The organism is Acidovorax sp. FW305-C-20-28, from assembly GCF_058783375.1.
Window position 1 is genome coordinate 114000 of record NZ_JBYSYM010000018.1, and the last position, 12184, is coordinate 126183.

General features: G+C 68.6%; 16 protein-coding genes. 9 read left to right on the forward strand and 7 right to left on the reverse strand.

Translation table 11 applies throughout. From position 1 onward, the window contains the following. The first annotated feature begins 43 nt into the window (after nt 1-43). On the forward strand, nt 44-505 hold the full coding sequence (locus AC3WOH_RS20635; protein WP_492231200.1) for a MerR family transcriptional regulator: 462 nt from the start codon (nt 44-46) through the stop codon (nt 503-505). Between the two features lie 9 nt (nt 506-514). Here AC3WOH_RS20635 and AC3WOH_RS20640 read toward each other — a convergent pair whose 3' ends face one another. Both AC3WOH_RS20640 and AC3WOH_RS20645 read right to left on the reverse strand, forming a co-directional pair. Continuing rightward, nucleotides 515-988 carry a hypothetical protein gene (locus AC3WOH_RS20640; protein WP_492231201.1) on the reverse strand — a complete coding sequence of 158 codons (474 nt, stop codon included), beginning with the start codon at nt 986-988 and terminating at the stop codon, nt 515-517. A 111-nt stretch (nt 989-1099) separates the two neighbouring features. Further along, nucleotides 1100-1561, reverse strand: a complete 462-nt coding sequence (locus AC3WOH_RS20645; RefSeq protein WP_492231202.1) for a winged helix-turn-helix transcriptional regulator — start codon at nt 1559-1561, stop codon at nt 1100-1102. Nucleotides 1562-1685: 124 nt separating this feature from the next. Here AC3WOH_RS20645 and AC3WOH_RS20650 point away from each other — a divergent pair, with 124 nt between their 5' ends. Continuing rightward, nucleotides 1686-2420, forward strand: a complete 735-nt coding sequence (locus AC3WOH_RS20650; protein WP_492231203.1) for an SDR family oxidoreductase — start codon at nt 1686-1688, stop codon at nt 2418-2420. Nucleotides 2421-2470: 50 nt separating this feature from the next. Continuing rightward, nucleotides 2471-3085, forward strand: coding sequence for a 2-hydroxychromene-2-carboxylate isomerase (locus AC3WOH_RS20655; protein WP_492231204.1), 615 nt, complete (start codon nt 2471-2473; stop codon nt 3083-3085). Nucleotides 3086-3092: 7 nt separating this feature from the next. On the opposite strand, the gene AC3WOH_RS20660 is transcribed toward AC3WOH_RS20655, so the two are convergent. The 5 genes from AC3WOH_RS20660 to AC3WOH_RS20680 all read right to left on the reverse strand — a co-directional run bounded on the left by AC3WOH_RS20660 (nt 3093) and on the right by AC3WOH_RS20680 (nt 7651). Then, a complete protein-coding gene (locus tag AC3WOH_RS20660) occupies nt 3093-4088 on the reverse strand; it encodes a Bug family tripartite tricarboxylate transporter substrate binding protein (RefSeq protein WP_492231205.1) in 996 nt (331 codons plus the stop codon). Between the two features lie 49 nt (nt 4089-4137). Continuing rightward, nucleotides 4138-4911 (reverse strand): SDR family oxidoreductase, encoded by a 774-nt coding sequence (locus AC3WOH_RS20665; protein ID WP_492231206.1) that lies wholly within the window; start codon nt 4909-4911, stop codon nt 4138-4140. A gap of 12 nt (nt 4912-4923) precedes the next feature. After that, entirely contained in the window at nt 4924-5640 is a 717-nt protein-coding gene (locus tag AC3WOH_RS20670) for a fumarylacetoacetate hydrolase family protein (RefSeq protein ID WP_492231207.1), read from the reverse strand. Nucleotides 5641-5646: 6 nt separating this feature from the next. Next, entirely contained in the window at nt 5647-6627 is a 981-nt protein-coding gene (locus AC3WOH_RS20675; protein WP_492231208.1) for a Bug family tripartite tricarboxylate transporter substrate binding protein, read from the reverse strand. Between the two features lie 67 nt (nt 6628-6694). Continuing rightward, complete coding sequence (locus tag AC3WOH_RS20680) at nt 6695-7651, reverse strand: 2-hydroxyacid dehydrogenase (protein WP_492231209.1); 957 nt, start codon at nt 7649-7651, stop codon at nt 6695-6697. A gap of 110 nt (nt 7652-7761) precedes the next feature. On the opposite strand from AC3WOH_RS20680, the gene AC3WOH_RS20685 reads away from it, so the two are divergent. From AC3WOH_RS20685 to AC3WOH_RS20710, 6 genes are all read left to right on the forward strand, one after another. Then, entirely contained in the window at nt 7762-8925 is a 1164-nt protein-coding gene (locus AC3WOH_RS20685) for a citrate/2-methylcitrate synthase (RefSeq protein ID WP_492231210.1), read from the forward strand. Nucleotides 8926-9069: 144 nt separating this feature from the next. Next, nucleotides 9070-9870 (forward strand): MlaE family ABC transporter permease, encoded by an 801-nt coding sequence (locus tag AC3WOH_RS20690; protein WP_184856349.1) that lies wholly within the window; start codon nt 9070-9072, stop codon nt 9868-9870. Between the two features lie 23 nt (nt 9871-9893). Then, entirely contained in the window at nt 9894-10922 is a 1029-nt protein-coding gene (locus tag AC3WOH_RS20695) for an MlaD family protein (protein ID WP_492231211.1), read from the forward strand. Then, entirely contained in the window at nt 10919-11593 is a 675-nt protein-coding gene (locus tag AC3WOH_RS20700; RefSeq protein WP_492231212.1) for a hypothetical protein, read from the forward strand. The genes AC3WOH_RS20695 and AC3WOH_RS20700 overlap by 4 nt, the downstream gene beginning before the upstream one ends. Nucleotides 11594-11614: 21 nt before the next feature. Next, complete coding sequence (locus tag AC3WOH_RS20705) at nt 11615-11893, forward strand: hypothetical protein (RefSeq protein ID WP_492231213.1); 279 nt, start codon at nt 11615-11617, stop codon at nt 11891-11893. A 51-nt stretch (nt 11894-11944) separates the two neighbouring features. After that, on the forward strand, nt 11945-12076 hold the full coding sequence (locus AC3WOH_RS20710) for a hypothetical protein (RefSeq protein WP_492231214.1): 132 nt from the start codon (nt 11945-11947) through the stop codon (nt 12074-12076). Nucleotides 12077-12184 lie beyond the last annotated feature (108 nt).

A 12184-nucleotide genomic window follows, 5' to 3' on the forward strand; every position in this document is an offset into this window, starting at 1 on the left:
ATGCCATGATTGGAATCCTTGAAGTCACTTGAAGGTCAAGCGCATGCCAACAGACGCAGCCAGGTTTCGCATCGGCGAGGCCGCCCAGCGCTCCGGGGTTTCCACCGCCAACATCCGCTACTACGAAAAGGAGGCCCTGCTCGCGGCCGGCCCGCGCAGCGAAAGCAGCTACCGCCTGTACAGCGATGCCGACATCCACCAGCTGCGCTTCATCCGCCTGTGCCGCGCCATGGACATGTCGCTCGACGAGGTGCGCACCCTGCTGGCGCTGGACCGGGACAGTGCCGCCGCCGACCACACGGCCTGCGACACGCTGGACGAACACCTGAGCCACGTGCGCATCCGCCTGCAGGAGTTGAAGACCCTGGAGCGCGACCTGATCGCCCTGCGCCGGCGCTGCGACGGCACCGATGGGCATTGCCATGTGATCGAGGCGCTGCACGAGCGGGCCGATGCCGAGCCTGTGGCGCCACCGGGGCCGGTGCCGGCCAAGCGGCATGTGTGAGCGGGTTAGCTAGCTATCAAACCCCAGCGGCCCAACCGGCATGCGCTTCACATAGCCGCATCGCCACAACCGAAATTCGTCCGGTCCGTCGAACTCGACCATGCCGTCATCAGGCCGGTGCGGCCAGGCCAGGTGGAGTGCAGAAACCTGGAGCTGGAATACCTCCTCGGCCCAGTACCGCAGGCTGCAGTGATCTGCCATTTCCTGGGCGAGCAGTTGCGCAACGGCGTCCAGAAAGCGTTGCGGCTCCAGCGCGACCGATTCTGCGTGCAGCACCAGAGCCTCGTCGGGGGCAATCTGCGCGATGCGCATGTCTGCATTGCCCGCGATGAAGAACTGGAAGGGCAGGTGAGAGCTGTGCTCATCGGTTACCCAGCATTCATCGTCTTCAGAGTAGTTCAACGTGCCCAGCACGGCGTTGTCGATGCGGGAGACGACAGGCCTTGGGTCTCCCCTCAGGAATTGCTTGAGCCTGGACCACATGGAAAACACGCTCCGGCACGGGCCGGACCTCCTGGGGGCCAGTCTATCGCGACCAGGCTCTCGTCTCTCTGACCAGCGGTGCGGGCCGGCGAATGGGCCCGGTGCATTTTGTCAAACCAGCGGAAACGCCCCAGGCCCTCTCTCCACTGACACATCCCTGGCGCGCAATTCCGCCTGGCATTCCGAGCAGGTGGTGACCGGGTCGAACAGGTGGCCGCAGCCGGTGTGCCGGTGCAGCAGGGGGCGGCCGGCCTTGCCGGCCATGTGCACATCGCCCCAGTGCACGATGGCCATGATGACGGGGTGCAGGTCCAGGCCCTTGGGGGTCAGGCGGTACTCGTAGCGGGCGGGCGATTCCTGGTAGGCGGCCTTGCGCAGCACGCCGGCTTCCACCAGCTTGGCCAGGCGGTCTGCCAGCATGGGGCGCGAGATACCCAGGCGCTGCTGGAAGTCATCGAACCGGCGCACGCCGAGAAAGCAGTCGCGCAGCACCAGCAGGGTCCAGCGGTCGCCGATCACGGAGACGGTGCGGGCGATTGAGCAATGTTCCTGTTCCAGGTCGTTCCACTTCATGTCCGCAACTCTACCCTTGACGGGTTCAATTTTCAAACTTATCGTGCAGTCAGTTCAAAAATAGAACTCAAAAGGCATGGGCGCGGCGCCCAACCCTATTCCATTGCAACCTGAGGAGACCCCCATGGCAGACGGCAAGAAGAAGGCAATTTTGGTCATCGGCGCAGGCGACGCCACGGGCGGCGCCATTGCCCAGCGCTTTGCGCGCGAGGGCTACATCGCCTGCGTGACCCGGCGCAGCGCGGACAAGCTGCAGCCCCTCGTCGACCAGATCCGCGCCGCAGGGGGCGAGGCGCATGGCTTCGGCTCCGATGCGCGCAAAGAGGAGGAGATGGTGGCGCTGATCGCCAGGATCGAAGCCGAGATCGCCCCCATCGAAGTCGCGGTGTTCAACATCGGGGCCAATGTGCGCTTTGGCATCACCGAGACCACCTCGCGCGTGTACTTCAAGGTGTGGGAGATGGCCTGCTTCGCCGGCTTTCTCATGGGGCGCGAGGCGGCCAAGGTGATGCTGCCGCGCGGCCGGGGCACCATTCTCTTCACGGGGGCCACGGCCAGCCTGCGCGGCCGCGAGGGCTTCGCGGCCTTTGCGGGCGCCAAGCATGCACTGCGTGCGCTGGCCCAGAGCATGGCGCGGGAGCTGTGGCCCCAGGGCATCCACGTGGCCCACCCCGTGATCGATGGTGCGATCGATACCGAGTTCATCCGCAGCAACTTCCCCGAGCGCTACGCCACCAAGGAGCAGGGTGGCATCGTCAGCCCAGAGAGCATTGCCGAGGTGTACTGGCAACTGCACAACCAGCCCCGCGACGCCTGGACCCACGAGACGGAAATCCGCCCGTGGATGGAAACCTGGTGACCAGCCCTGAGCACCATCGATCACAACAACCACCAAGGAGACAAGAAGCCATGAGCGATGTGACCGTGCAATTTATGTTCGATTTCGGCAGCCCGAATGCCTACCTCAGCCACAAGGTACTGCCCGGGATCGAGGCCCGTACGGGCGTGCGATTCGAGTATGTGCCTGTGCTGCTGGGCGGGCTGTTCAAGCTGGCGAACAACCGCTCGCCGGCCGAGAGCAATGCCGGCATCCCCACCAAGCGGGCGTACGAGCAACGCGAGATGGACCGCTTCGTGCACAGGCATGGCCTCTCGAAGTTTGCGCACAACCCGCACTTTCCGGTGAACACCCTGGCGCTGATGCGCGGTGCTGTCGCCGCGCGCAGGCTGGGCTGCTTCGAGCCCTATGTCGATGCCGTCTACGCCAGCATGTGGGAGCGCGGCCAGAAGATGGACGACCCGCAGGTGATCGCCGCCGAGCTGCAGCAGGCCGGACTCGACCCCGCGGCGCTGCTGGCCGCCAGCCAGGAGCCCGAGGTGAAGAATGCCCTGCTGCAGAGCACCCAGGACGCCTTTGCCCGCGGCGCCTTCGGCTCGCCCATCTTCTTCGTGGGGGACGAGATGTTTTTCGGCAAGGACCGGCTGCGCGAGGTGGAGGAAGAGATCGTGCGGACGCGGTCCTAGCGGCTGATCACTCGGGCTGAATCCCCGCCTCCTTGACCACCTTGCCCCACTTGGCCAGGTCCGACCTGATCAGCGCCGCATACTCCTGCGGCGTGCCGCCCTGGATCTCGATGCCCGCGGCTTCGAGCTTGGTGCGCACCTCGGGCAGTTTCAGGGCCGCGTTGATCTCGGTGTTGAGGCGGGCGACGATGGCCTTGGGCGTGCCGGCCGGGGCCAGAAAGCCGCCGTTGGTGTTGGCATCGTAGCCCTTGAGACCTTGTTCCTCGGCTGTGGGCACGTCGGGCAGGGCGGCGGTGCGCTTGCGCGTAGAGACCGCGATGGCGCGCACATTGCCGCCCTTGACCTGGGCCTGGATGGCGCTGATGGTGTCGATGTACAGCGCGGTGCGGCCGGCCAGCAGGTCCGGGTGGGCCGCCGACGAACCCTTGTACGGCACCAGCAGCATCTGCGTGCCGCTGGCCATGCGGAACATCTCGGCCGCCATCTCCTGCGCGCTGCCGCGGCCGGAGGTGGCGATCTTGGCCTGGTCGGGGTTGGCCTTCATCCAGGCGATGAACTCAGGCAGGGTCTTGGCGGGGATCTGCGGGTACATGGCGAAGACCAGCGGCACCTCGTGCGTGTAGACGATGGGCTCGAAGCTCTTTTCCGGGTCCCAGCCCAGGTTCTTGAACAGGTACTTGTTGATGTTGTGGCTGCCGCCCACGATACCGATGGTGTAGCCGTCGGGCGGTGCCTTGGCCAGCACGTCGGTGCCCAGGTTGTTGGATGCGCCGGGGCGGTTGTCCACCACCACCGCCTGGCCCAGCGCGGCGGCCAGCTTGTCGCCCACCACGCGGGCGATGGTGTCGATGGCGCCGCCCGGCGGCGCGGGCACGATGATCTTGATGGCGCGCGTGGGGTAGGCGGCCTGGGCCGTGGCCAGCAGCGGTGCGGCGGCCAGGGATGCGATGGCGGCCGCGCGGGCCAGCCGGGTGAACAGCGGGGTTGTCGGGCTTGCTTGCATGGTGTCTTGTCTCCGTTGGTCGTTGTGGGTCCGTCTGTTTTTCGGTGCGTCAGCCCCGGCCCACATAGGGCATGGCGCTGGCCATCACGGTCATGGTGAGCACGTTGGCGCCCAGCGGCAAGGCCGCGATGTGGCGCACCGCATCGGCCACGTGGGCGGCGTCCATCATGGGCTCGGGCGCCACCGTGCCGTTGGCCTGCAGCACGCCGCGCGTCATGCGCTCCGAGAGTTCGGTGAGTGCGTTGCCCACATCGATCTGGCTGGCCACGATGCCCCAGGCCCGGCCGTCCAGCGCCAGCGCCTTGGTCAGGCCGGTCACGGCGTGCTTGCTCATGGTGTAGGGGGCGGTGAAGGGGCGCGGCGTGTGCGCCGAGATCGATCCGTTGTTGATGATGCGCCCGCCCTGCGGGGATTGGCGGCGCATCAGCCCGAAGGCCGCGCGGGCGCACAGGAACATGCCGCTCACATTGGTGTTGAGCAGCTGGAACCACTTGTCCAGCGGCAGTTCATCCATGGGCACGGCCGGTGCGTTCACCCCGGCGTTGTTGAACAGCAGGTCCAGCCGGCCGAAGCGCTGCTCAATGGCGTCGAACAGCGCCTGCACACTGGCCGGGTCGGTCACGTCGGTCGGCACGGCCAGGGCGGTCTGGCCGCGCGTGGCGGCCTCCTGCGCCAAGGCCTGCAGCGGCTCGGCGCGGCGGCCCGCCAACACCACGGTCCAGCCGTCGTGCAGCAGGCCCAGGGCGGTGGTGCGGCCGATGCCGCTGCCTGCGCCGGTGACCAGGGCGATGCGGGCATGGGGTGGTTGGGTTTCGGTGCTCAAGCGGTGTCTCCTTCAGTTGTGTTCATTCACGGGGCGTGGGCCCACGGCCATGCGCAGTTCGCCGATGCCCTGCACGCCGGCATGGACGGCATCGCCCGGCTGCAGCGGGCCTACGCCCGCCGGCGTGCCGGTGTAGATGAGGTCGCCCGGCGCCAGCGCCACCGAGCGCGACAGCAGGGCCACCAGCTCGGCCACGGGCCATATCAGACCTTTCGGGCCGGCCAGATCGGCACGCTGGCGCTCCTGCCCGTTCACCGTGAGCCAGATGGGGCCCTGGCGCGGGTGGCCGTACTGCGCCACGGGCACGATGGGCGTGCAGGGGGCCGAATGGTCGAAGGCCTTGGCGGGCTCCCAAGGGCCGCCCGCGCGCTTGGCCTGCTGCTGCAGGTCGCGCCGCGTCATGTCCAGCCCCACTGCATAGCCCCAGACATGCTGCGCCTCCACCGCAGCGGGGGCAATGTCGCGCCCGCCCCGGCCCATGGCCACCACCAGTTCCACCTCGTGGCAGAAGTCGACGGTGTCGGGCGGGTAGGGCAGCGTGCCCTGTGCGGCCACCACGGCGCTGGCGGGCTTCATGAACCAGGCGGGCATGTCGGTTGCGGCCGCCTCATCGGGCGACCAGCGGTAATTGCGGCCGATGCAGAACACCCGGCCCACGGGAAAGCGGGCGCTGCTGCCCGTAACGGGCAGGCTGACCGGGGCCGGCAAGGGAAAAGTGAGGTCCACCACGGCAGCTCACTCCACGGTGATCTTGCGGCTCTTGATGATCTGCGCGTAGCGCGCCTTGTCGGTGGCGATCAGCTTGCCGAACTCTGCCGGCGAGGTGGCGCGTGGCACACCGCCCAGGCCGGCAAAACGGGCCTTCACGGCCTCGTCCGCGAGCACGGCGCGCACGTCGGCCGAGATCTTGTCCACCACCTCGGGCGGCGTGCCGGCGGGCGCCAGCAGGCCGATCCAGGAGATGGCGTTGAAGCCCGGCAGCGCGCCTTCGCCCAGCGTGGGCACGTCGGGAAAGGCGGGCAGGCGCTTGTCGCCCGTCACGGCCAGGGCGCGCAGCTTGCCGGCCTTGATGTGGCCCGAGGCCTCCAGTGCCGTCATGAACGAGAGCTGCACATGGCCCGCCAGCAGGTCGGCAATGGCCGGGCCACCACCCCGATAGGGCACGTGCAGGATGAAGCTGCCCGTCTGGTCCTTGAACATCTCGGCCGCCAGGTGCGGCGCGCCGCCAGCACCCGAACTGCTGTAGCTCAGCTTGCCGGGCTGGGCCTTGGCCAGGGCGATGAACTCGGCGGGCGTCTTCGCGGGCACCGCGGGGTTGACCATCATGGCCAGCGGCAGCTCAGCGATCAGCGAGACCGGGGCAAAGGCCTTGTCCGCGTCGTAGGGCAACCTGGCGTAGAGGGACGGGTTGATGGCCTGGGTGCCGATGTTGCCCAGCAGCAGGGTGTAGCCGTCGCCCTTGGACTTGGCCACAAAGTCGGCACCGATCTGCCCGGCCGCGCCGCCCTTGTTCTCCACCACCACGGGCTGTCCCCAGCGCCGGGCCAGTTGCTCGGCGATGACGCGGCCGCCGGTGTCGGAGCCGCCCCCGGGAGGGAAGGGCACGACCAGGGTCACGGGGCGGTTGGGGAAGGCCTGCGCGAGTACCGGGCCCGCCAGGGCGGCTGTGCCCAGGGCAATGGCCAGCGTGAGGGCGGTGCGTCGTGTGGACGTCATGGTGTCTTGTCTCCGTTGGGTTTCTTGAAATCGAAGGAAATGCGGCCAAGCCGCTGCCATCAGGGACTCAGGTCGTGAGGCTCATCGCGGGCCGTTCACCGGCCAGGGCCTGGGCAATGCTGTCCAGCACCATCTGGCCCATGGCGGCGCGCGTCTCCCAGGTGGCGCTGGCGCGGTGCGCCTGCAGCACGGTGCGCTCGCTCTGGCGCAGGGCCAGGGGCACGCGCGGCTCATCCACAAAGACATCCAGCCCCGCGCCCGCGATCTGGCCCGCGCTGATGGCGGCGGCCAGGTCGGCCTCGTTGACCAGGCGCCCGCGCGCCACATTGACCAGGTAGCCCCGCGGGCCCAGCGCGTCGAGCACGGCGGCATCGACGATGCCCTCGGCACGGTCGGCCGCGGCGCACAGCACCAGGGCGTCGGATGTGCGCGCCAGGTCCAGCAGGGCGGGCACGAAGCGGTGCGGCACATCGTCCATGGCGTAGAGGTCGGTGTAGGCAATGGGGCAGCCGAAGGCCGCGGCGCGTGTGGCCACGGCGCGGCCCACGCGGCCCATGCCGACGATGCCCACGCGCATGCCCGAAAAGCGCCGTGCCAGCGGAATGGCGCTGGGCTGCGGAAACTGCTCCCACTGCCCCTCGCGCACAAAGCGGTCGCCCGGGCAGATATTGCGGCAGGCCGCGATCAACAGGCCGATGGCCAGGTCGGCCACGTCCTCGGTCAGCGCGCCCAGCGTGGCGGTGACGGGCAGGGCGCGGGCGCGGCAATAGGCCAGGTCCACCGCATCGGTGCCCACGCCGTTCACGGCCACCACCTTGAGGGCGGGCAACTGGTCCAGCATGGAACGGGCAATGCCGGTGTGGCCGCCCGTGACCACGGCCTCGATGGCTGTGCCATGGGCGGCCAGCCAGGCCGGGCCGTCGGCCATCTCGAAGTATTTGTGCACCGTGTAGCGCTCGGTCAGAGCGTCGTTGACCGCGGGGATGAGGATGGGGTTGAGCTGCAGGACCTGGGGTTTCGTCATGGCGTGGTGCGGTGTGCGTTGCAATGGAAGGCATCGTAGTTTTGTGTTGATGCACTGGTCAATCTTGACGCATAAAATCAATGTATAGACACCAAAGGACCTGATGCACCATGGCTTCCTGGATTTCGATGACCGAGGCCTGCCAGCTGCTCGGTGTGCAGCCGCAGACCATCTATGCCTACGTGAGCCGGGGCAAGCTCGAGGTCATGCCCGACCCGGCCGACCCGCGCAAGAGCCTGTACCGCGCCGAAGACCTGAGCGGCCTGGCCCGGCGCAAGAAGGCCGGCAGCAAGCGCGAGACGCTGGCCACCAACACCTTGTTCGGGGCCGAGCCCAGCATTCCCACCGCGCTCACGGCCTTCTTCCGCGAGCGCCCGCACTACCGCGGCGAAGACGCCATCGCCTTGGCGCGCACGGCCACGCTCGAAGACGCAGCGCAGTTGCTCTGGGGGGCCGAGCAACCCGTGGACTTCGCCTGCGATGCACCGCAGGCGGCGGCCACGCCGGGGCGCGGCGCTGCCTTCACGGTGCTGGCCGGGCTGGCCGCCACCGGGCATTCCACCAGCGGCCGGCTCACGCGCGTGCTCCATGCCGAAGCGCAGGCCCTGGTGGGCCAGTTGGCCAATGCCTTCGGTGCCCGGCCGGGCAAGGGACCGCTGCACCTGCGCTTTGCCAAGGGCTGGAAGCAGCCGGCCCCGGTGGCCGAACTGCTGCGCACGGCCCTGGTGCTGCTGGCCGACCACGAGCTCACCAGCTCGGCCTTTGCCACGCGCATCGCGGCCTCTACCGGTGCATCGCTGCCGGCCTGCGTGCTGGCGGGGCTGAGCACGCTGTCGGGCCCGCTGCACGGCGATGCCTCGGGCCGCGTGCAGGCGCTGTTCAGCGAGGTCGAGCGCGTGGGCGAAGACAAGGTGCTGGCCCACCACCTGGCCAACGGCCTGCCGCTGGCCGGCTTCGGCCACCACATCTACCCAGATGGTGACCCGCGCGCCGCCGCCTTGCTGGCCCTGTTCGAGCCGCCCGAGGGCATCGCCCGCTTCATCGGCAAGGCCACGGAGCTGACCGGCCTGCAACCCAACATCGACGTGGCCCTGGCCGCCCTGGTGGCGCACCACCGCTTGCCGGCGGACGCGGCCTTCGGCCTGTTCGCCACCGCACGCAGCGTGGGCCTGCTGGCACACGCGCTGGAGCAACTGGGCACGGCCCAGGTGATCCGCCCGCGCGGGCGCTATGTGGGCCGGGTGCCGGTGGCGCCGCAGGGGGCACGCAAATAGGCGGGGTGTGAGCGCATGTATCGCCTGCTATGCAATGCATAGCTGCATCCCCATACAGCATAAGCCACAGCGCTTGCAAATGCCCGATGGACTACACGGGCCATCGGCTTTGGAGAGGGGCTTCTCACCGCTATCATGTCCCGCATGATCAACCGCCTGCCCGGCCTGTCCCTGCCCGATCGTGCCTGGAGCACGGTGCGCCGCTGGGCCGTGGCGTGGTGGCGCATCCTGTACCTGGGGGCGGTGGTGCTGGTGCTGGTGCTTTCGCCATCGAGCTACGGGCGCGGCACGCGCCGCTCGCTGGCGCGTCACCTGTACCTCGATACGGCGCCCGTGCTGCTGGGCTTTACCGTGCTGGCCGCGCTGCTCAGCCTGGTGCTCACGCGCATCGTGGTGGTCACGGCGCTGAGCTATGGCCTGTCGCGCTACGCCATGGAGATGGTGATCCGGGTGCTGGTGCTGGAGCTGATTCCGCTCACGGCAGCGCTCTTCGTGGCCATGCGCGCCACCATCCCCAACGGCACGCAGCTGGCCCTGCTGCGCCAGTCGGGCCGCTTTGATGAGTTGCGCGCCCAGGGCTCGGACCCGGTGCGCGTGGAGCTGCTGCCGCGCGTGGTGGCCGGGGTGTTCGCCAGCATCACGCTGGCCGCGCTCAGCTGCGTGGTGGCCCTGGTCATGGGTTACCTGGGCGTGTACGGCTTCAATCTGGCCGAAGCCGAGGGCTACACGCGCATGTTCGGCCGCGTGTTCACGCCCAGCGTGACCACGCTGTTCGCGCTCAAGACCGTGTTCTTCAGCCTCACCGTGGCGCTGATTCCCATGGCGGCGGGCCTGTACGACGCCGAGGGCAGCACCCAGCCCGATTCCGAACTGGGAGGCCTGGCGCGCATGTTCGCCGTGCTGCTGCTGATCGAAGTGGCCTCGCTGATGGGCAACTACTACTGATCCCCACAAGAACAACACCCACCATGACCGATCGTACCCCGCCACCCGCACCGCCGCCGCACGCGCACATGAACGTGCATGCAGGCTCCACGCAGGAGACTCTGCGCCCCGTGGCCTACCTGGAGATCAAGGCCGCGGCGCTGCTGATGTTCACGCTGTCGCTGATCATCGGCTCGGGCCTGTTCCTGATGTATGCGCGCGGCGTGTTCGAGCCCACGCAGACCCTGGTGCTCACGGCCGACGATTCCGAGGGCGTGGTGGTGGGCATGGACATGACCTTCTCGGGCTTTCCCATCGGCCGGGTGCGGCGCATCGAACTGGCCGATGCCGGCAATGCGCGCATTACCGTCGAGGTGCCCAGCAAAGACGCGCACTGGCTGCGCCAGTCCAGCGTGTTCACGCTGGTGCGCGGCATCGTGGGCGGCACCAACATCCGCGCCTACAGCGGCATCCTGACCGACCCGCCGCTGCCCGATGGCGCCGTGCGCCCGGTGCTGCGCGGCGATGCCACGGCCGAGATCCCGCAGCTCATGGCCTCGGCGCGCGAGCTGCTCGGCAACCTCAATGCCCTCACCGCGCAGGATGCGGCGCTGGGCGGCACCCTGAGCAACGTGCGCGAGCTGACCGAGCGCCTGAACGGCCCGGGCGGCGTGCTGGGCGCGCTGACCGGCAATGCAGACGACGCGAAGAAGATCGCCACCGCGCTGGACCGCACCAACACCCTGCTGGCGCGCCTCGATACCCTGGCCACACGCGCCGACCGCCAGGTCTTCGGTGCCGACGGCAATGGCAAGGATGCCCTGGTGCCCGAGCTGCGCGCCGCCGTGGGCCAGGTCAACGGCCTGCTGGCCGATACGCGCGAGAGCCTCAAGAAGGTCGACGCCGTGCTGCTCGAAGCCCAGGCCGTGGGCGCCAATGCGCGCGAGGCCACCACCGACCTGGGCGCCCTGCGCGCCGAGGTGGAAAGCAACCTGCGCAAGATCGACAGCCTGGTGACCGAGATCAACCGCAAATGGCCGTTTGCACGCGACCGGGAGATCAAGCTGCCATGAAGAAGAACATCACCACGACGTGGGCCACGCTGGCATTGGGCGTGCTGCTGGCCGGCTGCGCCAGCAAGCCGCCTGAGCCCGAGTGGGAGATGAATGCCCAGGGCTCCTCCCAGAAGGCGCTCGACGCTTATCTGAGCGGCAACGCCCGCGTGGAAAAGCTCGAATGGGAGCGAGCCCGCGCCGAGGTGGCGCGCACCGGCCGGCCGGACCTGCTGGCCCGGCTGGAGCTGCTGCGCTGCGCCGCCCAGGTGGCCAGCCTGGTGGTGGAACCCTGCGCCGCCTTCGAAGCCCTGCGCCAGGACGCCGCCGCGCCCGAGCGCGCCTATGCCGACTACCTGGCCGGCAAACCCCTGGCCGCGCTCGAGGTGGCGCTGCTGCCGCCGGCCCAGCGTGCCGTGGCTGGCGCCGGGGCAGGTGGCGCCGCACTGGCGGGCATCGAAGACCCGCTCTCGCGCCTGGTGGCCGCCGGCGTGCTGCTGCAGGCCGGCCGGGCCGACCCGGCTGCCATTGCCACGGCCACCGATACCGCATCGGCCCAAGGCTGGCGCCGCCCGCTCATGGCCTGGCTGCTGCTGCAGGTGCAGCGCGCCGACGCGGCGGGCGACAAGGACGCGGCAGACCGGCTGCGCCGGCGCGTGGCCGTGGTGGAGCAGGGGGGCAATGGCAAATAGGTGCTGGGGTACATTTCAGCCGTGCGAAGACTTCTTGCCATCTGCGTGCTGCTGCTGGGCTGCGTGTTCCTGACCCGGGTGGTGGCGGCCAGCGTGTCGGCCTACGACCATTGCTGCATTGCCGACTGCGGCGATGGCGGTACTTCCTGCACCATGCCCGGCTGCCAGCCCTGTGGCATGCCGCTGATGGCGGCCTCGCGCGCCCGGTTGAGTGACGTGCCGCGGAAATCAGGCCCACCCGTTGATGCGGGCCAACCGTGGGCGTCCTGGAGCACCTCGGTATGGAGACCGCCTGATTGAGGTTTGGATGGATTTTTTTCCCTTTTTATCCAAACCAACAGGAGTTTTCCAATGAAGAAGCAACTTTTCAAATTCGGCCTGGCCGCTGCCTTGCTGTCGATGGCCGGCATGGCCATGGCCCAGTCCGGCTGCTGCTCGGAGCTGGCCGAGTGCTGTCTGCACATGCTGGGTTGCTGCGATTGATCGCCTGAACCCGGCTCTGTGAGTGAAGCGAGAGGAGACGCAAACCTTAACGCAGCCCACCGTGGCTGCTTTCGCTGGCGCCTGTGCCGGCGCAGACACGACCCGCAC

Coding starts and splice junctions, on each gene's coding strand:
- AC3WOH_RS20640 (WP_492231201.1), bottom strand. CDS start 988: ATGTGGTCCAGGCTCAAGCAATTCCTGAGGGGAGACCCAAGGCCTGTC.
- AC3WOH_RS20660 (WP_492231205.1), bottom strand. CDS start 4,088: ATGCAAGCAAGCCCGACAACCCCGCTGTTCACCCGGCTGGCCCGCGCG.
- AC3WOH_RS20680 (WP_492231209.1), bottom strand. CDS start 7,651: ATGACGAAACCCCAGGTCCTGCAGCTCAACCCCATCCTCATCCCCGCG.
- AC3WOH_RS20675 (WP_492231208.1), bottom strand. CDS start 6,627: ATGACGTCCACACGACGCACCGCCCTCACGCTGGCCATTGCCCTGGGC.
- AC3WOH_RS20655 (WP_492231204.1), top strand. CDS start 2,471: ATGAGCGATGTGACCGTGCAATTTATGTTCGATTTCGGCAGCCCGAAT.
- AC3WOH_RS20710 (WP_492231214.1), top strand. CDS start 11,945: ATGAAGAAGCAACTTTTCAAATTCGGCCTGGCCGCTGCCTTGCTGTCG.
- AC3WOH_RS20635 (WP_492231200.1), top strand. CDS start 44: ATGCCAACAGACGCAGCCAGGTTTCGCATCGGCGAGGCCGCCCAGCGC.
- AC3WOH_RS20685 (WP_492231210.1), top strand. CDS start 7,762: ATGGCTTCCTGGATTTCGATGACCGAGGCCTGCCAGCTGCTCGGTGTG.
- AC3WOH_RS20645 (WP_492231202.1), bottom strand. CDS start 1,561: ATGAAGTGGAACGACCTGGAACAGGAACATTGCTCAATCGCCCGCACC.
- AC3WOH_RS20690 (WP_184856349.1), top strand. CDS start 9,070: ATGATCAACCGCCTGCCCGGCCTGTCCCTGCCCGATCGTGCCTGGAGC.
- AC3WOH_RS20650 (WP_492231203.1), top strand. CDS start 1,686: ATGGCAGACGGCAAGAAGAAGGCAATTTTGGTCATCGGCGCAGGCGAC.
- AC3WOH_RS20695 (WP_492231211.1), top strand. CDS start 9,894: ATGACCGATCGTACCCCGCCACCCGCACCGCCGCCGCACGCGCACATG.
- AC3WOH_RS20700 (WP_492231212.1), top strand. CDS start 10,919: ATGAAGAAGAACATCACCACGACGTGGGCCACGCTGGCATTGGGCGTG.